The sequence below is a fragment of the Gracilimonas tropica DSM 19535 genome (genome assembly GCF_000375425.1).
Classification (GTDB): Bacteria; Bacteroidota; Rhodothermia; order Balneolales; family Balneolaceae; genus Gracilimonas; species Gracilimonas tropica.
The window spans coordinates 308,569-329,823 of sequence record NZ_AQXG01000003.1 but is presented as its reverse complement, the minus strand read 5'-3'; the positions used below and the strand labels follow the sequence as shown (position 1 = coordinate 329,823).

Below are 21,255 nucleotides of genomic sequence, written 5' to 3'. Positions count from 1 at the left end.
GGTTTAAACATGATCAAAATAGGCATAACCGGAGGTATTGGATCTGGAAAGACTACCTTTTGCAGGCAATGGGAGAAAAATGGGGTTGAAATAGTATATGCAGACGATTTCGCAAAAAAATTAATGAATGAAGACCCGAACCTGAGAGAGAATATCACAAAAGTATTCGGAGAAGCATCTTACGACTCTGATGGAAGCTTAAACCGCGCTTATCTTGCTGAGGAAGCTTTTGCTAAAAACCGGGTTGAGGAATTAAATGCGTTGGTTCATCCCGTTTTAAGAAAGAAGTTGAAAGAATATGCCGATCAAAAAGAACGGGAAGGAACAGGAATATTTGCTTATGAAGCTGCTATTTTATTGAATGAAGGCCGGCCGGATTGGCTTGACTACGTTGTCATTGTTACCGCTGATGAAAAACAAAGATTGCACCGCACATCTAAAAGAGATCAAGTTTCTGAAAAGGAAATACAAGATCGTATGGACAAACAACCCGATTTTGAAGAGCTGTTTTCATTAGCTGATTTTGTGATTGAGAACAGTGGAACCTTACAAGAACTTCAGGAAAAAGCAGAAGAAACTCTGAGAACAATTCAGGATATTTCGGGTAAATAATTATCAGAAAATTCGGGAAGATTTTTTCAAAAAAACATCCTTATCTTTTAGAAAAGCGCTTCCAAAATACAATAATTGATTTATGACAAATAAGAGTAATTCGAGATTGGAAACTTTAGAGGAATACATCATTCAGTCTCAAAATAGGTTTCCCGGGGCAACAGGAGAACTTTCACAACTACTTCGTGATATAGGGCTTGCAGCTAAGATCATTTCACGAGAAGTAAATAAAGCAGGCATTACGAATATTCTTGGCTACGACGGTTCAAAGAATGTGCATGGAGAATCGGTAAAGAAATTGGATCTTTTTGCTGATCAGCAACTTATTTCTGCCCTGGACCGGTCTATGATTACCTGCATGGTGATATCTGAAGAAAATGACGGAATCGTTAAACTCAGCAGCAAAGGCGGAAAATATATTGTGTATCTCGATCCTCTCGACGGATCTTCAAATATTGATGTGAATGTATCCATTGGTAGTATTTTCTCCGTTTACATGCGCGAAGCTCGTTTCGATCCAGCTGTAAGGGAAGACGATGCACTCCAACCGGGGGTTCGTCAGGTTGCTGCGGGATATGTGCTGTACGGTTCAAGTACAATCTTAGCCTATACAACCGGGTTGGGCGTTTCTGTTTTTACTCTGGATCCAAGCATTGGCGAGTTTATTCTCAGCGACCGGGGAATCAAAATTCCGGACCACGGAGGTATTTATAGCATTAATGAGGGGAGCTATAATTCGTGGGATCTTGGTCTCAAAAAATATATCAAATATTGTCAGGAGGAAGACCCCGAAACTGGCCGTCCATATTCTGCAAGGTACATTGGATCCATGGTTGCTGATATTCACCGGACGCTTATTAAAGGAGGCATATTCATTTACCCTCACAGCAAAAGATATCCCAACGGCAAGCTACGTCTCATGTACGAATGTAATCCCTTGAGTTTTATCGTTGAGCAAGCGGGAGGAATGGCAACGGATGGACATAAACGGATTTTGGAACTTCAGCCGGAAGCTATTCATCAGCGAACACCTATTTACATCGGTTCGAAACAAAATGTACAAACCGTGATGGATTTTTTGAAGGAATACGCCCAGGTAGAAGCCTGATAGGTTGGGTTAGAACCGGACTTTCATCCCTTCTTGTATATCATGTGAAACGGCATACCCGCCATTGGTTTCCACTACATATTGGGCCGGCTTTCCTGATGGTAACTGCGCGCTACTAAAAGGAGTAGTATTTTGATGGATACGGACGATAGTGCTGTCGCTGCTCACAAACATGATATCAAGCGGAAGCGGAGTGTTAGCCATATAAAAGCTTCGGGGTGCTTCATCAGGAAAAATAAAAAGCATGCCTGCATCTGAGGGGAGTTCATTAACATCCATGAGTCCTTGGTTTCGCTCTTCCGGTTCATCAGCAAGAGCAGCCCTGATCGTTGAAATTTCCTCACCTTGAGAATTTAGGAACGTTATCTGTTCAGTAAATTCAAGAGTGCGCCCCTGTTTGGTTTGGGATTTCCCGGAAGGTGCATCTTTCTTTTCTGCACAACCGGAAAATGAAAAGTTTACCAATATAAGCACAGGTAAAACACGTAATAGAAGATGCATTGAATATATATTTTTGTGTGGATTGTGATATTGCGAAAGAGAGATCAGTAAATTAATAGCAAATCCGATGAAACCAAAAATGAATCTGTTGGAATAACTTTGTTTACATTGAAATTTAGGCGAAATAGAGCTACCTTTGAATCTCGGTGAGCGTCGAAAGGCACTCACTTTTTTTTGTCTCAGAATTCGATGAAAATGCAAATTGATATCTTACAAAATATTAAGGATTTAGCTGCACCGCTTGCAGATGAGCATAATTTGTTTGTAGTGGATGTGGAGATCAAAACCGGAGGTGGTCAAACAGAAGTTTGGGTGCTTTTGGATAATGAATCCGGCGGAGTTAACATTGACCATTGCTCGGAAATAAGCCGGGAATTGGGTTTTTTAATTGACGCCCATGATATGTTTGATAAGAAATATCGCTTGAATGTTTCTTCTCCCGGTTTGAGCCGGCCGTTAAGTGATAAGCGTCAATACAAAAAGAACGAAGGACGCGTTGCTACCGTAAAGTTCAAGAATTCGGCAGGCGAATATAAAAAAATTGAAGGTGTCATCACCGGAGTTTCGGAAAAGATGGTGGCTGTTACAGACGAAGATGAAGTGGAAACCAAAATTCCATTCGAAGCCATCGTTGAAACCAAAATAATCCCCGTAATTTAAGTCCCTAAAACAAATGCAAAACGAATTATCAAAACAGATCATCTCCTCGTTCGCTGAGATCGCACACGAGAAAGGCATTGATAGAGATATGCTTCTTTCCATTTTGGAAGATGTGTTCCGAACTATGATTCGAAAGAAATATGAGACGGACGATGCGTTTGAGGTGATCCTGAATGCAGACCGGGGAGAAATTCAGATCTTACACGTGCAGGAAGTGGTTCCATCTGATGAACTTACCGACCCTGTTGCTGAGATTTCGTTGGAAGATGCTCAAAAGGTTGATCCTGATATCGAGCTTTATGATGAATTGGCACAGGAAATACAGATCACTGACTTTGGCCGCCGTGCAGTTACTATGGCGCGACAGCAGTTGGCGCAGCGTATTCGAGAGATAGAAAAAGACAATATTTATGAAGATTATACCGACCGTGTAGGCGAGATCATTCTTGGTGACGTCTATCAGGTTCGCCACAACAAAGATATCCTGGTTAATCATAACGGGGTAGAGCTGTTACTTCCAAAAAGTGAACAGATCTACAAAGATCGTTACCGGAAAGGAGACACCATACGTGCAGTGGTTACCGAAGTACGCATGCGGAATGGTAATCCCACAGTAATTATTTCAAGGACTTCAGAATTATTCCTGGAGCGATTATTCGAGAATGAAATTCCGGAAGTATTTGATGGAATCATCGAGTTAGTGCGAATAGCCCGTGCTCCCGGCGATCGATCCAAAGTGGCCGTTCTTTCTCACGATGAAAGAGTTGATCCAGTTGGTGCATGTGTTGGGATGAAAGGAATTCGTATCCATGCAATAGTTCGGGAACTTCAAAATGAGAACATCGATGTGATCAATTTCACCCCGGATAAGATCGAGTTTATTAAACGCGCTTTACAGCCTGCAGAAGTTCTCAAAGTTGAACTAGATGAAGATACTAAGCATGCTAATGTATTAGTGCCGGCCGATGAAGTATCAAAAGCTATTGGTAAAGGAGGGGTTAATATCCGACTCGCTTCCAAATTAGCCGGAGTAGAAATTGATGTTTATCGTGAAGTAGAAGCCGAAGATGATATTGATATCGACGAGTTTGAAGTCGATTTCGGGCCTGAAGTTATTCAACTTCTACATGATATTGGCTGTGATACCGCTCGTGCAGTATTGGAGCTGAATGCAGATGAATTAGTAAGCAGAACGAACGAAGAAATAGATCCCGAGCTCGCTGAGAAGATTATGAGCGTAATTGCCTACGAGTTTGAAGACGAAGATTAAAGTCTGAGTCGGCAATTCCACTTAAAAATCCTTAGTTTAAAGAGCTCACATTTAAATCACTTATATGTCGTCTAAAAGACCAAAACCACTTTTTAAAGTTGCATCCGAGTTTAACGTAGCTACCCAGTCTATCGTAGATACGCTGAATGATCAGGGCTTTGATGTAGCCAACCGTCCCAACTTCAAGATACAGCCTGATATGTATGAGGTTCTGGAAGGAGTGTATGGGGAGGATAAGGCAAAGAGTGCTGATCACGAAAAAGCTCGTGAAGAGTACGAAAGCCGGCGCAGTCAAATGATGAATCAGCGTAACGATAGTGTGACGCTCGATAATGTGCTGGAGCCTATTGAAGAGACCATTGGTTTGGAACCTGAAGATGAAGCCCCGGAACTTGAACCGGAAGAAGACATAGAAAGTCTTGAGCCTCTGGATGAAGCCGAAGACGAGGCTAAAGCCAAAGAAGAAGCCGAAGCCAAAAAGAAAAAAGAAGAAGCAGAGAAAAAAGAGGCCGAAGCTAAGAAAGCAAAAGAGGAAGAAGAGAAACGCAAAGCCGAAGAAAAAGCCCGGAAGGAAAAAGAAGCAGCCGAAGCCAAAAAGAAAAAAGAAGCTGAAGAAGCCGCCAGAAAAGAGGAAGAAGAAAAGGCTAAAGCTGAAGAAAAAGAGGCTGAAGCGGACGAAGAAGAGGATGACGAAGACGAAGATGATGAAGAGGATAAGGAAGTAATTCGTGGTTCCGCCGGTAAATTAAAGGGTACCAAAGTATTAGGAAAAGCTTCTTTTACAAGCGATCGTAAGCCACGTAAAAAACGTAAGCGTCGTAAAGATCGTAAGGACGACGATTCCGGTGATACGGATAAGAAATCCAAAAAATCTAAAAAAGGCGGTAAGAAGAAAAAGCGTAAGAGTGAGATCGACGAGACCGACGTTGATAAAATGATGAAAGAGACGCTGAAGAAAATGAAGTCTTCCAAAACGGTTGGAAGTAAGCGTCAAAAACGTCGCCGGGAGCGAAAAGAAGAACGTGAGGAAGAACTGCAAAAGCAGCAGGAAATGGAGGAACTCGAGTCTGATGTTATAGAGACTACTGAGTTCATCACAGCTAATGAGTTAGCTGATCTGCTGGATGTTGGTGTGAATGACATTATTTCTGTGTGTATGTCCATTGGGTTGATGATTACCATTAACCAGAGACTGGATGCAGGTACCATCGAACTTGTAGCCGAAGAATTCGGCAAAGAAGTTGAATTTATTGATGCGGAAGAACTTGATGAAGAATTAACCATTCCTGAAGATTCCGAAGAAGAACTTAAACCACGTGCTCCAATTATTACGGTAATGGGACACGTTGACCACGGAAAAACTTCTTTGCTTGATTACATTCGTGAAGAAAAAGTGGCAGCCGGTGAGGCCGGTGGTATTACCCAGCACGTAGGTGCATATCAGGTAGTACATAATGATAATGAGATCACTTTCCTTGATACTCCGGGTCACGAAGCCTTTACCGCAATGCGTTCTCGTGGTGCTCAAGCAACGGATATCGTTATTCTGGTGGTTGCCGGTGACGATTCCGTGATGCCTCAGACCATTGAGGCCATCAACCACGCTAAAGCTGCCGGTGTGCCTATCGTAGTTGCCATCAACAAGATGGATAAAGAGGGTGTTAACCCCGATCGAATTAAAGCCGAATTGGCTGAGCATGATGTAATTGTTGAGGAATATGGCGGACAGGTTCAGTACGCTGAAGTTTCGGCTCACACCGGACAAGGCATCGAAGATTTGCTTGAAAAAGTACTGATCGAATCAGAATTGCTTGAACTTAAAGCGAACCCTGATCGCCGCGCTGACGGTGTTGTTCTTGAAGCACGTTTGGATAAAGGAAAAGGAATTGTTGCCAATATTCTTGTTCAGGGCGGTACTTTGAAAGTAGGAGACCCTTTTGTGGCCGGACCTTGTTTTGGTCGGGTTAGAGCAATGGAAAACGAACATGGTCAGCGCGTTGAAAAAGCTGGCCCCTCAACACCTGTACAGCTTATGGGGTTTGATGAAATGCCTCAAGCCGGTGATAAACTGGTTGTTGCTGAGGATGAAAAAATTGCTAAAGAAGTGGCTAATGAGCGTATGCAGATTCGCCGCGAACAGGCCATGCGTAAGACCAAGCATATGACGCTTGACGATATTTCACGTCGCCTTGCGCTTGGTGAAGTTTCTGAACTTAATGTGATTGTGAAAGCGGATGTAGACGGTTCCATTGAAGCACTATCCGGTTCACTTCAAAAATTAAGTACTGATGAAGTTGCCGTTAACATCATCCACACCGGAGCCGGGGCAATTTCAGAATCAGATGTTCTTCTGGCTTCTGCTTCGGACGCGATTATCATTGGTTTCCAGGTTCGCCCAACTTCACAGGCTCGTAAGCTGGCTGAAGAAGAGGAAATCGATATTCGACTCTTCAGTGTTATCTATGATGCTGTTGATGAAGTCCGTGATGCCCTTGAAGGATTGCTATCACCTGAATTGAAAGAGCAAATGATGGGTGTTGTTGAAGTCCGGGAAACCTTCAAAGTTTCCAAAGTAGGCACTATCGCGGGTTGTTATGTAACTGAAGGTAAAATCGAACGCAATAATCCAATCCGTTTGGTTCGTGAAGGGGTTGTGATCTATGACGGTGAGATCGATACTCTTAAGAGGTTCAAAGATGACGTTAGAGAAGTTACATCCGGATATGAATGTGGTATTAGTATTCAGGGATATAACGATATCAAAGTTGGCGATCAGATCGAAAGCTACAAGATCATTGAGCAGAAACGTACTCTCGAAGATTCTGCCGGATAAAAACGTTAACCTGGCAAAGGTTCTTTAAAATTACTTCAGGCAGGTTTGAATTAGAATTATTTAGATTTAGAAGTCATGGGTTTCAGACCAGAGAGATTAGCAGCGGTTATAAAAAAAGACCTTGGACAAATTATTCAACGTTCTTATCAACCTGATGGCACTTTTGTGACCGTCACAAATGTAAGGATGACTGATGATCTGTCGATTGCAAAGGTCTATTTGAGTGTTTTTTCTCCCGGAAGGGATGAAAAACCCGTCTATCAATTCATTAATGAACATATTGATGAAATTCGGTATGAATTGGCTTCGAAGATCAAAAATCAGGTGCGAAAAATTCCTGAATTGCATTTCTATCAGGATGATACTGCCGAATATGTGAACAAGATCGAACAGCTCTTCAAAAAGGTAGATATCCCTGAAGAAGATACTGACTCAGAAAGCGAAAGCTGACCTGCATGGCCCGAGCTATTCCTTTGGATGATATTCCGGTTTTCGGGAAAAAAAGCCTTCCCAATAAAGAAACGGACTTAAAAACCGGTGCGATCTTTTTGATCAATAAACCTCTTGAATGGTCCAGTTTTGATGTCGTCAAATTTCTTAGAAAACGCATTCGGGTAAAAAAAACAGGCCATGCCGGCACTTTGGATCCGCTGGCAACCGGGCTCCTGATTTTATGTTGTGGAAAGGCAACCAAATCCATTTCTATGATACAGGACCTTCCAAAAACTTATATAGCAGAAATTACTTTTGGCCGATCTACCACTACGTATGATGCGGAAGGCGAGACGCATGAAGAAGGCGACTGGAAGCATATCACCAAAGAAAAAGTAAAGCAAGTTTTGACAGAGCAATTTACCGGAACGGTGAACCAGGTTCCGCCCATGTATTCGGCGTTAAAATACGGTGGAAAGAAATTATACGAACTCGCCAGAAAGGGAGAAGAAGTGGAACGTCCGCCCCGGCAGATCACTTTTCACAATCACGAAATTCTTGATTTCAATCCTCCAAAACTTACCTTAAAAACACAGTGCAGCAAAGGCACGTATATTCGCTCGCTTGCAAGAGACCTTGGCGAAGCGTTAGCTTCAAAAGCGTATTTAAGTGGATTGGAACGGACCGCCATCGGACATTATTTAGTGGATGATGCATTACATCCACACGACCTTGCAGATAAATTGAAGGAGATATGGGAAAGCTGATCGAGCTTAAAAATTGTACCCGTGAACCCAATACTGTAGTTACAGTAGGCACCTTTGATGGCGTTCATCTTGGGCACCGAAAGCTGATGGAAACTGTGGTTAAAAAAGCGAAAAAGCGTAATGCCCGTAGTGTTGTGGTTACTTTCGATCCCCATCCCCGAGAGATCATCAATCCCGGTAAAGGGGGGATAAAACTCCTTACTACATTAAAAGAACGCTGTGAGATTCTGGAAGATCTGGGAATAGATATTTTGCTTGTTATCCCATTTGACCGGGACTTCTCCCTGCTTACCTCAGAAGAATTTGTCCGCGATATTATTCATGAGAAGATAGGGGTAAGTGAATTTGTGATAGGTTACGACCACCATTTTGGGCGCGATCGTAAAGGTACAATCGATACCATCGAGAAATTAGGAAAGGAGCTTGGCTTTGCTTCTCATGTAGTTTCTAAACAGGAAATGGGAGAAGTTACCATCAGCAGTACCTTGATCCGGAAAACACTGGCTGATGACGGTGATGTAAAGAAAGCAGCAGAATACCTCGGAAGAGAATATTTATTGAATGGTATTGTAATACATGGCGATGAACGGGGCAGAACTATTGGTTATCCCACTGCAAATCTGAAACCAGAACACGAAAATAAAGTGATTCCGAAAAATGGAGTTTATGCTGTAAAAGTCCGTGTCAAAGGTGAGTGGTTTGGTGGAATGATGAACATAGGAGTTCGCCCAACCTTCGATGATCCGGAAAGAACCATTGAAGTAAACATCTTTGATTTTGATTGGGAAATATATGGAGACACCATTCAGATTCGTTTTGTAGATCGTATTCGTGATGAACAAAAGTTCGATGGGATTGAAGAACTCAAAGCTCAACTTGCTTCAGATAAACAAAAAAGTTTAGAGATTTTAGGCTGACTTTTAGGGCCAATTTCCCACCTATTGATCATTTAAACCTTTTCCATTCAGAATATGTGGGATGTATTTTTCAACTCGGCGAGTTCTGGTTTCAGACCGCTTGGCACCTGAAAAATGTAAAAGGTATCCTCTTTGACGACCCGGCGTCAGCGATTCAAAGGCTCTTTTCAGTTTAGGATTCTCATCCAATTTGGCTTGAAATTCTTCTGCTACTTCAAAGTCCTTGGTTTCCTTTAGATCCACTTCCAGTCCGGCCTTTTCAACTTCAATAGCCTCAAAGATGTACGCTTTGAGTGATGCTTCCAACTCTACTATTTCTTCCAGATCAGTAAATCTGATCTGTCGGGCTGCTTGTACGTTTTTAGTCTGCTGAATAAGGATATGCTCCGGATCTTTTAATAAAACCCCTTTATGAAACAAAAGGGCACAGTAGTTTTTGAATCCGTGAATCAATACGATATTATTGGATTTGAAAGTATAGCAGGGGTGTCCCCATTTCAATGTCTCTTGAAGTCCACAATCAAGAATGATTGTTCGTAGTTTATTGAATTCTTTCTGCCACTTAGTGTCTTTCTCGAAAAACCAGTCCACCTTGGGATTCATACGATTCATCTTTCTGGATTTTATTTAAAGGGTTGAATTACAAATCTTCCATAAGCGATGAATAAACAAATTACAGCTACCGCACCCCAATAAAATATGGGGCTGTGATTTGTTTCACCGGATAATAAATGGACTATACAATAAAACAACATCTCTGCTGCAATACATATCACGGCTACATTGGCAAAAATACCCAATGAGCGGTTAAATAAAGGAAGAATCAAACACACGCTCAAAACGATCTCAATACCACTAAATGAAATCCAGACAGCGTGAGGAATTGCTTTTAAAGAGGGTATAGCTTTTTCTGCAGGATTAGTAAATTTCCATATTGAACCTGTTAAAGTATGCAGAGCAAGAAGAATTTGAAGAGTCCATAGCGTTATATTCATAATTTATCTCCATAAATTTTGGTTATCTATTATAAATTATTGACAATTTTTTCCAAGCGATTTAGCGCCATGGAAAGGCCTTGGGTAAATGGTAATTTCAGGATCTGGTCTCTGACCTCTGCAGACTTAAATATCATATGAATTGTTAGTTGGCTGGTATCAGCCGACCTTTTTTCAAATTCAAGGAACTCAAGCTGTACAGGAAAAGGAGAATTTTCTATTTCAAAGGTGCGGGTAATTTTATGGTTTGGGATGAAATCATGGATAGAGCCGTTAAATCCATGCTTGTTCCCTGAAGGGTCTGTGGTCTCAAATCGGAAGCTGCCGTGTTTTTGTATATCAAATTTTACCACCTTGGTATTCATCCACTGCTCAAAAATGTCGGCCTCGGTATAAGCTTTAAAAAGTAAATTCAAGGGGAGTTCAAATTCTCTTTTTATGAGGATATCATGGCGGTTATCTTCTGCGTGAACCTTAGTTTTCCTTTCCATTTTTTCTATTTTTCTGATTGGTAGTTTTTCATGATCGTTTCCAGTTTGTTAAAACGGTCATCCCATAATTTTCGGAAAGGTTCAATAAAACTCGCTATTTCTTTTAGGCCCTCCGGTTTAATTTGGTAATAGATTTTTCGCCCATGCTGCTCTTTTTTAAGCAGGTCGCATTCGGTGAGTATTTGTAAATGATTAGAAATGGTAGGCCGGGAAGTATTAAAGTTTTTGGCAATAGCTCCGGCGGTCATGGTTTGTGCTACCAGTAAAACCAGGATCGCTCGCCGGGTTGGATCTGCAATGGCATGAAAGGGATCTCGGCGTAATTTCATAGGGGAGAATGGTTTAAAAGTGTAGTTAAGTGACTACTAATATAAGTGTAGGTAAATGGCTACGCAAATTAAATTTGAACTTCCTGATAAAGATCAAACATCAGTGGGTTAAATTGTATTTACCCGGAATTATATTTAAGGCACAGTTTTTTGAAAATACTTTAACTCATCCCAACATTGTTCATATCCTGAAAAACCCATATCTTTGTTAACTATAAATCGATTTATACAAGCATTAATTAAAACATTGCAATGAGCATAACCGCAGAAGAAAAAAAAGAAATCTTTAAGAAGTTTGGTAACAGTGAAACCGATACGGGTTCCACTGAGGGACAAATTGCCCTTCTTACCAAAAGAATTAATGACCTTACCGAACACCTGAAAGAAAATGAGCAAGATCATGCATCTCGCCGTGGACTACTTAAAATGGTTGGTAAAAGAAGAAGGTTGTTAAACTATTTGATGAAAAACGATATCGAGAAATACAGAGAACTCATCAAAGAACTCGGTATCCGTAAGTAAGTTTTATCCGTATAAAAGGCTCCATTGTGGAGCCTTTTTCAATTAATCCTGCCGCTTATACTTCTTTTCTGTTGTTGGCAGGGTTCGCAAATCAATAAAGACAAAGCAATACAATGAAAGAAGATTTAAGAAGTGTAGAATTTGCACCGGGTAAGGTGCTTTCAGTAGATACAGGCCGGATTGCCAAGCAAGCCGATGGCGCTGTTGTAGTTAGAATGGGAGATACACAAGTATTGTGTACTGCCGTGAGTGCAAAAGAGGCCAAGCCGGGCCAGAATTTTTTCCCTTTGGTGGTTGATCACCGAGAAAGTTTTTCTGCCGGAGGACGTTTTCCCGGTGGTTTTATGAAACGTGAAGGTCGTCCTTCTGAAAAAGAAATTTTATCAAGCCGACTCATCGACCGCAGTTTACGTCCTTTGTTTCCTAAAGGATATTATAATGAAACACAGATCATTTCCAGTGTGGTGTCATCAGACGGTGAAAACGATGGCGATGTGCTGGGTGGATTTGGTGCCTCCGCAGCTCTCCATATTTCCGATGTACCTTTCGACGGCCCAATGGCTGAAGTTAGAGTAGGTCGCGTTGATGGAGAATATGTTATCAACCCAACTCTTTCCGAACTGAAAGAAAGTGATATCGATATGATTGTTGGCGGTACGGCCGACTCTGTATTGATGATGGAAGGTGAAATGGGTGAGATCTCTGAAGAAGATATGTTGGGGGCTATCAAAGCGGCTCATGCTTCAATCATTACCTTGTGTGAGTTCCAGGAAGAACTTCGTGAAGAGTTTGGTAAACCTAAAAGAGAGTTTACGGCTGAAGGATATCCTGAAGAGCTGGAAAACAAAGTTCGTGAAATGGCGACTGACAAGATCAAAGAAGTTGTAAACATAGGTCTTGGTAAAGAAGAGTACAGCGAAAAACTGAATGAAGCCAAAGACAGCGTAGTCGCTGAGTTGGAAGAAGAGTACGAAGAAGAATTGGATACCGTGAAGAGCATTCTTGGCGATATCGAGAAAGAAGAACTTCGTAACATGATTCTTGAGAAAAAACGACGCATCGACGGCCGTACCCCTGAAGACATCCGAGACATTTGGACTCAAGCAGGCTACCTTGCCCGTACTCATGGTTCTGCGATCTTTAGCCGTGGTGAAACACAAGCTTTGGTTTCTGTAACACTTGGTACCAAGAAAGATGAGCAGGCAGTTGACACTCTTTTCGATGAAGAAGCCAAACAGTTCATGCTACACTATAACTTCCCTCCATACTCTGTAGGTGAAGCAGGATTCTTGCGTGGCCCCGGACGTCGCGAAATCGGTCACGGTCACCTCGCAGAACGTGCGCTAAAAATGATGATGCCCTCGTTCGATGAATTCGGATATGTGATCCGCGTGATCTCTGATATCACCGAATCCAATGGTTCATCATCTATGGCTTCTGTTTGTGGCGGTTCTATGGCGCTGATGGATGCCGGTGTTCCTATCAAAAAACCGGTTGCAGGTATTGCGATGGGAATGATCGTTGGAGAGAATAACTCCGTTGTACTGTCTGATATCCGTGGCGAAGAAGATTTCATGGGCGACATGGACTTCAAAACAGCCGGTACCGCTGATGGTATCACTGCTTGCCAGATGGACATGAAAGTACAGGGTATTTCTTTTGAAGTAATGGAAGAAGCTCTGAAACAAGCCCATACCGGACGTATGCATATTCTTGGTAAAATGGCTGAAACCATTTCAACCCCAAGAGAGCAGCTTTCTGAATTCGCTCCACAGTTCGTTAATATGGAAATTGATGGCGATATGATCGGCGCAGTTATTGGTCCTGGCGGAAAAGTTATCCAAACGCTTCAGAAAGAGACCGATACGGAGATCTGGATTGAAGAGGACGATGAAACCGGAAAAGGTAAGATCACCATTTCTGCCGATAGCCTGGATAAAGCCAAAGATGCTCAAGACAGAATTAAGGCGATTACCGGTCAGCTTGAAGAGGGAGCGGTTTATAAAGGAACCGTTAAGACTATCAAAGACTTCGGAGCCTTTGTTGAGATTGCCCCTGGTCGTGATGGATTGCTTCACATCTCTGAGATTGATCACAAGCACGTGAAAAATGTAAATGACTACATGAGCGTAGGTGACGAGATCGAAGTTAAACTCCTGAAGATTGAGCCAGGCAATAAACTCCGACTGTCTCGTAAAGTTTTGTTGGATAACGACGAAGAAGAATAAGTCATTACTCCAAAAGCTTAGTATATTTGGCGCTCTTTCTTTACAGGGAAGAGCGCCATTTTTTTGCGGACTGATATCCAACTTTCTATGTATATCAAACGTTATCAGAGCCGACTATAACTAATTATAAATTGCAGTATCTACAGATGGAAAATCTTAAAGAAGTTGATTTTGTAAACAAAAGCGAGCTTACCAACGGGCTGAGAATTGTAACAGAACACATTGAAAGTGTGAAGAGTGTTTCCGTTGGAATTTGGGTGAAAACCGGGGGGAGAAATGAAACGGAGCAACAAGCCGGAATTACCCACTTTTTAGAGCATATGTTATTCAAAGGTACGGAAAGCCGTTCATCTTTCGATATAGCTTTGAGCATGGAGGCAGTAGGAGGATACCTGAATGCGTTTACATCCTCTGAATACACCTGTTATTATGCGCGTTGTGTGAATACCCAACTTGATAAGGCTCTTGATGTACTTTCGGATATGGTACTTCATCCGTCTTTTCCGGAAGAGGAAGTGGAAAAAGAGAAAAAAGTGGTCATCGAAGAAATGAAAATGTATCGGGATTCTCCGGATGATTATCTGTTTGAAGAATTTAATGCAAGAATGTTTAAAGGACATGAACTTGGCCGCCCGGTTTTGGGATATGAAGAAACGGTTTCAGGGTTTTCTCGCCAGGATCTTTATGACTATATGGAAGACCGTTACTATCCGGGAAATTTGCTTATCTCGGTAGCGGGGAATGTAGACCACGAAAAAGTCGTGGAAATCGTGAAGTCATATTTTGAAGACCTGAAACCCAAGGAAAAAGTTGAAGAAACTCAGCCTCTTCCTGCTTTCAAAAATGAAGACGTGCATCTCACAAAACCGATCGAACAGACTCATTATATTTATGGCCGAAGAGCTCTCAATTTTGATCACGAAGACAAATACCTGCTTTTGATGGCGAACACTGTTTTGGGAGGAGGGATGAGTTCTCGTCTGCACCAGAATGTGCGTGAAAAATATGGGTATTGCTACTCCATCCAAACCTTCAATCAGTCTTATACTGATACCGGCTTGTGGGGCATATACGTGGGCACAGATAAGGATTACGTGGATCATGTTCGGGAACTCATCAAAACAGAACTAAGAAAAATGCAGGAAGACCTCGTTCCCGGGAAAGAACTTGCAGAAGCTAAGGCTCAGCTTAAAGGGAAATTGTTACTTTCTCAGGAAAGCACAAGTAACCGTATGACGCGCCTTGCCAAAAGCGAATTATATTTTGGACGTTTTGTAACTTTAGACGAGCTGGTTGAAAACATTGATTCTGTGACCTCCGAACAAATTCAGGAGTTCGTGCAGAAGTTTTTCGATGAAGAGCAATTCATGGAAGCCATCTTACTACCAGAAAATTAAGAGCAAGTGACAAGGTTCAAGACGCAAGTAGCTCACAAGAACTTGCACCTTGAACCTAAAATCTTGCACCTTTACTCTAACAAAAAAATCATTTTAAAAGCCAAATGACCTATATCAAAGATCTTGCTGATCACGTCAATAACCAAGTAACTTTAAAAGGCTGGGTGTACAATTTTCGAAGCAGCGGAAGCCTGGTATTTATTGAAATGAGAGATGGAACCGGACTTACCCAATGTGTGGTAGCCAAAGATGATGTATCCGGGGATGCATGGGAAGCCGCAAATTCTCTGAGGCAAGAAAGCTCGCTGGAGATCACCGGAAATGTTAAAGCAGACGAAAGAAGCGTTGGCGGACATGAAATCCATGTTTCGGATGTGAAAGTGATTCAGATTGCGGAAAATTATCCCATCACACCAAAAGAACATGGCGTTGAGTTTTTGATGAATAACCGCCACCTATGGCTTCGAAGTCAGCGACAGTGGGCGGCCATGCGGGTTCGGAATGAGATCATTTTTGCGATCCATACCTTTTTCCAGGGACGCGGATTTGTACAAATGGATTCCCCGATCTTCACCGGAAATGCAGCCGAGGGAAGTACCACGCTTTTTGAAACGGATTATTTTGAGGACAAAGCCTATCTCGCGCAAACCGGTCAGTTATACGGAGAAGCAATGGCGATGGCTCATGGACAGATCTATACATTCGGACCAACGTTTCGTGCCGAGAAATCCAAAACACGCCGTCATTTAACCGAATTCTGGATGATTGAGCCGGAAATGGCTTTCTATGATCTGGATATGAATATGGATCTGGCGGAGGATATGATCAAAGCCATTGTATCTCAGGTATTGGAGAAATGTCCAAATGAACTGGAGATTTTGGAGCGTGATATCGAAGCATTGAAAAAAGTGGCTGAGAAACCGTTCGAACGGATGACCTACACCGAGGCTGTGGATATTCTAACGAGTGATGATACGGCTGATATGCTGGATGAAATGGCAGAATCTCGCCGACAGGAACAGGTTGATCTTGAAAATGAGTGGGAAGAGATCAAAAAAGAACGTGGTCAGGCTAAAAAATGGAGAAAAGCTCAAATCGACCAGCGAATCAAAGAGATTTCAGCTCGAATTGATCAAATTGAAGAAGACCTTCGAAATATCCCAAGCTGGAAAGAATCGGCTCGTGATTTTGAGTGGGGCAATGACTTTGGTGGGAGTGATGAGACAGTTTTGATGATGCAGTTTGATGTTCCGCTCATCGTAACGCACTGGCCTGCTGAGATCAAAGCCTTCTATATGAAGCGAGATGAAACCGATAAGCTTGCTTTAGGAATGGATATACTTGCTCCTGAGGGCTATGGAGAGATCGTAGGAGGTTCCCAGCGAGAAGATAGCCTGGAAGTACTGGAAGAACGCATTGCGGAAGAAGGACTCGATAAAGAAGTCTTCGAATGGTATTTGGATCTGCGGCGGTTTGGAACGGTTCCTCATTCCGGCTATGGACTTGGCCTGGAACGAACTGTAGCATGGATCTGCGGACTTTCACACGTTCGGGAAACCATTCCTTTCCCACGAATGATGGGACGGTTGACACCTTAAAAAGATTAGGACAGTACAAATTTATTTTTAAAGCCCGGTATGTATGATCGGGCTTTATTTTTTTAAGGAAAATTTAGAATCAGTTTTTTGGGAAGGTTCTTTTTTTTTCGGATCTGTTTTTGGGTCCTACGGAAAATTTACCCTTAACCTGTGCTCCTTCTTCGATCTTTAGTTTTCCGGTTGATATCTCACCTTCGATATTCGCGGATGAACGCAATACAAGTGATTCTGATGCATTTACATCGCCTTCAATTTTACCGGAGATATCGGCTAATGGAGAGGTTAGGGTGCCTTTTATCAATCCGGTTTCAGCGACTATCACTTTTTTGTCGGATTTGACTTCGCCTTCTATGGTGCCGGCTATTCGGATATCGTCTTTACAATTCATATCACCAGTAATTGTTGAAGTTTCTGTGATGTAGGTAATAGCCGGTCCGCTGTTTGGGGTATTAGTAGAACTCAATGTTTTGTTATCGGAGTTGTTTCGTCGTTTTAGCATGTTCATTTGAATTGAAAAGCCAGCAGAATGTTCCTGAAATTTTAGGCTGGAGTTAAGCTTTTTTCACATAAATTTAGCATTTCATTCAACCTCACTTTCCTTATCTTTGCCAGCGATGGCACGAAAACAAAACAGCAATCAGATTTATCAGCAGCTGCTGAGGGAATTCAACTCCGGTAATCTAAAGCCGGTATATTATCTATTTGGGGAAGAGGAATTTTACCTCGATCGGTTGTTGGATCAGTTTTCGAAAGTCATTCCTCCCGAACAGAAAGACTTTAACTTCGATCTGCTTTACGGACAGGATGTAACCCCGGCTCAGGCTCTGTCCATTGCGCGGAGTTTTCCCATGATGGCTGAAAAGCGCGTTTTGATCATCCGCAATTTCCTTCAATTAAATAAAGGGGGAGGAGAAGACGGTTCGGCACGTGGACACATCAATGATTTCATTCCTTACGTAGAGAATCCAAATCCAACAACACTGTTGGTTTGTTTTGATGAAAAAAAACCGGCGGGGAACACGAATATTGGAAAAGCCTTCAAAAAAAATAAAAATGTTGGCTTCCATGAATTCGAGCGAATGCCGGATTACCTGATTCCGGATTGGGTGATTGATTGGGTTCGCAGCCATCACACCAAAAATATAGAGCCGGCGGCAGCCCAGTTACTGGCTCAATTTGTGGGCAATAATTTGCAGCTACTGTCCACTGAAATAGATAAAGTGTGCACTTTTGTGGACACTTCTGATACCGTCTCAGAAGCCGATGTAAAAAAAATAATTGGCTCATATCGCGAATTTGGGGCTATTGAGCTTAAAGAAGCCATCATTTCGCGAAATTTGGAACAAGCACTCTACATCTCGGAACAGATGTTGCAACACACTAAATCGGACACGGGAGAATTGATTCGAACCGTGGGGTTCTTTAACAGTGTGTTTGTAAATGTCTGGCAGATTTTGAGGTACTCTGAGAAAGGGTTTGCTAAGAATCAGGTCCAGAGCGAATTGGGTATCAACAACAATTGGTACTTCAATAAACTTTGGGACGATGCCTCAAATTTCCGCTATGCGGAAATGCCCCGGATATTTGAAGCTCTTTTGGATGCAGATCGCTCCATCAAAGGCTTTAGCACATTAGACTCCACTTCGATTTTATTCTTTCTCGTCAAGCGAATCATCGGGTAAGACGGTTCGCACCCAATAGAATCGAAATCAAAAAATTGGAGTTTAACAATGAATGCGTTTCAAGCTGCATCAGTAAAGAATTATAGCGATGAAGATCTCATGGAGTATTTCCAAAATGGTAAAGAGATCGCTTTTAATGAATTAGTTTACCGCTATCAGGATCGCCTTCATAATTTTCTGTACCGTTATACACACAACCATCAGGATTGTGAGGATTTGGTTCAGGAAACATTTCTGCGGGTACATAAAAGCAAGCATTCCTATGAGCGTATTGCCAAGTTTTCTACGTGGATGTACACCATTGCACTGAACCTTGCTAAGAGTTTATACAAAAAGAAGCAGCGAATGTATAAAGTGTCGATTCATAAAGATGAATCTGACCCCGATGATCGAGAGCTTCTCCTGGAGGATGAGAATATCCTTCAGGATGATGCTCTCCATGAAAAATTATGCATGGAACAGCTCGAAAAAGCTCTGATGGAGTTGCCTGAAGATTTTCGGGAAGTGATCGTGCTTCGGGACTTGCAACAATTGACCTATGAGGAAATTTCAGAGATCACAGATATCCCAATGGGTACCGTGAAATCTCGTATTAACCGAGGCAGAGCGCAAATTCAGGCGTTGATTGAAGATTATGTTCAATTGGGAACAAAATCTTAAAAGCCGAACTAAAAGGGGAGTGAAGGATAACTTAGCAAACTCCCCTTATGAAAAACTTTTTAGATAAAGAATATCATCCGGTGATCGAAGATTTTATTCTGGATTATGTGGATGAAAAACTGGACTCGGTCGAGAGAGATACTTTTGAAGAAGTGCTGGTTCATGATGACGATCTTCGTGAACTGGCATTTTCTGCAAAAGAAGGAAAAAAATTACTCGATCAATTTCGTGAGATCAAAGCGAAGGAAGGGTTCATCGATCGACTCTTAGACAAGATCTGATCATCATACTTACTCCATTCTTAAAGTTTAGAATCTTCACAAAGCGCATAACAGGCATAAGCGTTCATGTCAGGAATTATATTTATCTTTGAAGTAATCTGCTTACGCTGAAAACCCGATCTGACACGGTAAGTAGTTTGCCTCTAAGTGATTACACAATTTCTTAAGTTAATTTTTTACGAATCTTTATAGACTCAACCACTATATTTTTAGGGAGTTTGAATCTATAAATTTCGTTGATGTACAAGCATTTTTTTTGGATCACTTTACTAAGCTTAATTACCGGGTGTAGTCAACAGCCTAAAGACTTTGCTCAAATTGGGGTAGTAGAAGGCTTTTATGGCGATCCATGGAGTCACGAAGCTCGTCTTGATCTTATCCGTTTTATGGGGCAAGTAGATATGAATGTGTATTACTATGCTCCGAAAGATGATCCATTTCATCGTTCCAAATGGAGAGAGCCTTATGAAGGTGAGAAATTGAATGAATTTCGAGAGCTACTTGAAGTTAGCAAGGCAGCTGGGGTAGATCTTTACTTTGCTATCAGTCCGGGACTAGATATCGTTTATTCTGATTCGTCGGATTTTGCCGCCCTTCAGAATAAACTCCAAAACATGACAGAGCTGGGGGTGAAACACATCGCACTTTTCCTGGATGACGTTCCTCAAAAATTACAACATGAGCGGGATAAACAAAATTATGGAAGCCTGGCCGACGCTCACGTTGATCTCATTAATAAACTTTGGGAAGGACTGAAAGAAAAGGATATTCAGCTGGTTGTTTGTCCTACAACGTATACTTCAGCTTGGGGAAGTCGTGAGTACCTTCAAAAACTTGGTTCAGGAATCTCAGAAGAAATTCCGCTTTTTTGGACTGGCGAGGATGTGGCAATTGCTGAAATTACCGCAGATGAAACACTTGAATGGGGTAATTTAATGAACCGCAAACCCTTGGTCTGGGATAACTTTCCTGTGAATGATTATGAAGGGTGGAGGCCGATCTTAGGTCCGTTAACCGGCCGCGATACGGAACTTCCTGATGTTGCAAAGGGAATTGTTGCTAATCCCATGGATCTGCCATACTCGAGCATGATCCCTCTTTATACCGTAGCAGATTATGGGAATGATCCTGAAAACTATGATCCAGAGAAGTCCCTCGAAAGTGCAATTCAGTTTTTAGCGGGAGAAGATGCATTTACGTATGTGAAATCAGTGGTAGATCTATATAGTGATTACGGATGGACGGATAATGTTTTTACACCAATCTATACCCCCGGAAAAGATTTTGATACCTTAAAAATTCGAAATGCCATCAAAGAGTTTGAGACTAACCTGGAGGCATTAAGAACCAAAGAATTCAGCGAGAATATGTTTGTCAGTGCATTTGTAGAAGAAATGTCACCCTTCCTTGAAAAAACAAAAAATGATTTTGAAGAAGCCGTTTCTCACGCTCAGTCTGTAGCTAAGTATAACATCTCTTTTAAAGTAGATTGGGGTAACTATAATCTTGCCTTTAGCGAATCCGGAAATCAAATTAATGTCGTGCTATCAACTTCGGCATTAGAAAAGAAATCGGAGTGGATTCTAATTTTGACCAATGACGAGAATCCAACCCAAACCTGGCTACAACCTGAAGATTTGATCATGAGATGGGATTTGGGAGAAGCCAAAGAGCCCCGAGCCGATCACTTTCAGTTGACACCATTTACGCAAAGGGGTATTTCTGATATTCAGGTACGGACCATAACTTCATTTTTCGAACATTTTACCGTTCCCGCAGAAGTAAATATGGCTTCCAATGTGAGAAGCACAGCAGATTCGGTTCATTATACAATCTCCATTCCAAAAAGAGATGCTGACGTCATACGATTCAATTCTTTTTTAAATCCGGATGATAAGATGATCTCAGAAAAGCCCTACTTGGGAAATCCATTTACTTACCCAATTCTCGGGTTTTAGTTAAAAATTGATTT

Annotated in this window: 22 protein-coding genes; 16 read left to right on the top strand and 6 right to left on the bottom strand. The window is 41.8% G+C overall.

The window, feature by feature from the left end; all coding sequences use genetic code 11:
- Positions 1 to 9: 9 nt before the first annotated feature.
- Both coaE and fbp read left to right on the top strand, forming a co-directional pair.
- Entirely contained in the window at positions 10 to 612 is a 603-nt protein-coding gene (gene coaE / locus B151_RS0107975; protein ID WP_020403094.1) for a dephospho-CoA kinase, read from the top strand.
- A gap of 82 nt (positions 613 to 694) precedes the next feature.
- Entirely contained in the window at positions 695 to 1,720 is a 1,026-nt protein-coding gene (fbp, locus tag B151_RS0107970) for a class 1 fructose-bisphosphatase (protein WP_020403093.1), read from the top strand.
- A 9-nt stretch (positions 1,721 to 1,729) separates the two neighbouring features.
- On the opposite strand, the gene B151_RS18245 is transcribed toward fbp, so the two are convergent.
- Complete coding sequence (locus tag B151_RS18245) at positions 1,730 to 2,221, bottom strand: DUF192 domain-containing protein (protein WP_020403092.1); 492 nt, start codon at positions 2,219 to 2,221, stop codon at positions 1,730 to 1,732.
- Positions 2,222 to 2,416: 195 nt separating this feature from the next.
- On the opposite strand from B151_RS18245, the gene B151_RS0107960 reads away from it, so the two are divergent.
- The 6 genes from B151_RS0107960 (at position 2,417) to B151_RS0107935 (ending at position 9,100) form a co-directional block, all read left to right on the top strand.
- Positions 2,417 to 2,881, top strand: coding sequence for a ribosome maturation factor RimP (locus tag B151_RS0107960; RefSeq protein ID WP_157470775.1), 465 nt, complete (start codon positions 2,417 to 2,419; stop codon positions 2,879 to 2,881).
- Between the two features lie 13 nt (positions 2,882 to 2,894).
- The gene (gene nusA / locus B151_RS0107955) at positions 2,895 to 4,151 is read left to right on the top strand and encodes a transcription termination factor NusA (RefSeq protein WP_020403090.1); all 1,257 of its coding nucleotides are present in this window, start codon (positions 2,895 to 2,897) and stop codon (positions 4,149 to 4,151) included.
- 64 nt (positions 4,152 to 4,215) lie between these two features.
- Entirely contained in the window at positions 4,216 to 6,984 is a 2,769-nt protein-coding gene (infB, locus tag B151_RS0107950) for a translation initiation factor IF-2 (RefSeq protein WP_020403089.1), read from the top strand.
- Between the two features lie 75 nt (positions 6,985 to 7,059).
- A complete protein-coding gene (rbfA, locus tag B151_RS0107945) occupies positions 7,060 to 7,434 on the top strand; it encodes a 30S ribosome-binding factor RbfA (RefSeq protein WP_020403088.1) in 375 nt (124 codons plus the stop codon).
- 5 nt (positions 7,435 to 7,439) lie between these two features.
- Entirely contained in the window at positions 7,440 to 8,183 is a 744-nt protein-coding gene (truB, locus tag B151_RS0107940) for a tRNA pseudouridine(55) synthase TruB (protein WP_020403087.1), read from the top strand.
- A complete protein-coding gene (locus B151_RS0107935; RefSeq protein WP_020403086.1) occupies positions 8,171 to 9,100 on the top strand; it encodes a bifunctional riboflavin kinase/FAD synthetase in 930 nt (309 codons plus the stop codon). Before truB ends, B151_RS0107935 begins: the two co-directional genes overlap by 13 nt.
- A 21-nt stretch (positions 9,101 to 9,121) precedes the next feature.
- On the opposite strand, the gene B151_RS0107930 is transcribed toward B151_RS0107935, so the two are convergent.
- From B151_RS0107930 to B151_RS0107915, 4 genes are read right to left on the bottom strand one after another with little or no spacing between them, the layout of a single operon-like run.
- Positions 9,122 to 9,703 carry a YdeI/OmpD-associated family protein gene (locus B151_RS0107930; RefSeq protein WP_026166564.1) on the bottom strand — a complete coding sequence of 194 codons (582 nt, stop codon included), beginning with the start codon at positions 9,701 to 9,703 and terminating at the stop codon, positions 9,122 to 9,124.
- Positions 9,704 to 9,723: 20 nt separating this feature from the next.
- Positions 9,724 to 10,095, bottom strand: a complete 372-nt coding sequence (locus tag B151_RS0107925; protein WP_020403084.1) for a DoxX family protein — start codon at positions 10,093 to 10,095, stop codon at positions 9,724 to 9,726.
- A gap of 29 nt (positions 10,096 to 10,124) precedes the next feature.
- Positions 10,125 to 10,586, bottom strand: a complete 462-nt coding sequence (locus B151_RS0107920) for an SRPBCC family protein (protein ID WP_020403083.1) — start codon at positions 10,584 to 10,586, stop codon at positions 10,125 to 10,127.
- Between the two features lie 5 nt (positions 10,587 to 10,591).
- Entirely contained in the window at positions 10,592 to 10,915 is a 324-nt protein-coding gene (locus B151_RS0107915; RefSeq protein ID WP_020403082.1) for an ArsR/SmtB family transcription factor, read from the bottom strand.
- Positions 10,916 to 11,167: 252 nt separating this feature from the next.
- On the opposite strand from B151_RS0107915, the gene rpsO reads away from it, so the two are divergent.
- The 4 genes from rpsO (at position 11,168) to B151_RS0107895 (ending at position 16,660) form a co-directional block, all read left to right on the top strand.
- The gene (gene rpsO, locus B151_RS0107910; protein WP_020403081.1) at positions 11,168 to 11,437 is read left to right on the top strand and encodes a 30S ribosomal protein S15; all 270 of its coding nucleotides are present in this window, start codon (positions 11,168 to 11,170) and stop codon (positions 11,435 to 11,437) included.
- A 113-nt stretch (positions 11,438 to 11,550) separates the two neighbouring features.
- The gene (gene pnp, locus B151_RS0107905; RefSeq protein WP_020403080.1) at positions 11,551 to 13,665 is read left to right on the top strand and encodes a polyribonucleotide nucleotidyltransferase; all 2,115 of its coding nucleotides are present in this window, start codon (positions 11,551 to 11,553) and stop codon (positions 13,663 to 13,665) included.
- A gap of 146 nt (positions 13,666 to 13,811) precedes the next feature.
- Positions 13,812 to 15,062 carry a M16 family metallopeptidase gene (locus tag B151_RS0107900; protein ID WP_020403079.1) on the top strand — a complete coding sequence of 417 codons (1,251 nt, stop codon included), beginning with the start codon at positions 13,812 to 13,814 and terminating at the stop codon, positions 15,060 to 15,062.
- Positions 15,063 to 15,166: 104 nt separating this feature from the next.
- Positions 15,167 to 16,660 carry an asparagine--tRNA ligase gene (locus tag B151_RS0107895; RefSeq protein ID WP_020403078.1) on the top strand — a complete coding sequence of 498 codons (1,494 nt, stop codon included), beginning with the start codon at positions 15,167 to 15,169 and terminating at the stop codon, positions 16,658 to 16,660.
- A gap of 79 nt (positions 16,661 to 16,739) precedes the next feature.
- Here B151_RS0107895 and B151_RS0107890 read toward each other — a convergent pair whose 3' ends face one another.
- Positions 16,740 to 17,159, bottom strand: a complete 420-nt coding sequence (locus tag B151_RS0107890) for a bactofilin family protein (RefSeq protein WP_026166563.1) — start codon at positions 17,157 to 17,159, stop codon at positions 16,740 to 16,742.
- 115 nt (positions 17,160 to 17,274) lie between these two features.
- On the opposite strand from B151_RS0107890, the gene holA reads away from it, so the two are divergent.
- The 4 genes from holA (at position 17,275) to B151_RS19485 (ending at position 21,241) form a co-directional block, all read left to right on the top strand.
- Positions 17,275 to 18,342: a DNA polymerase III subunit delta gene (holA, locus tag B151_RS0107885; protein WP_020403076.1), complete on the top strand. Its 1,068-nt coding sequence runs from the start codon at positions 17,275 to 17,277 to the stop codon at positions 18,340 to 18,342.
- Between the two features lie 48 nt (positions 18,343 to 18,390).
- Positions 18,391 to 19,002, top strand: coding sequence for a sigma-70 family RNA polymerase sigma factor (locus B151_RS0107880; protein ID WP_020403075.1), 612 nt, complete (start codon positions 18,391 to 18,393; stop codon positions 19,000 to 19,002).
- Positions 19,003 to 19,049: 47 nt separating this feature from the next.
- Positions 19,050 to 19,283 (top strand): hypothetical protein, encoded by a 234-nt coding sequence (locus B151_RS0107875; RefSeq protein WP_020403074.1) that lies wholly within the window; start codon positions 19,050 to 19,052, stop codon positions 19,281 to 19,283.
- A gap of 239 nt (positions 19,284 to 19,522) precedes the next feature.
- Complete coding sequence (locus B151_RS19485; protein WP_020403073.1) at positions 19,523 to 21,241, top strand: protein O-GlcNAcase; 1,719 nt, start codon at positions 19,523 to 19,525, stop codon at positions 21,239 to 21,241.
- Positions 21,242 to 21,255 lie beyond the last annotated feature (14 nt).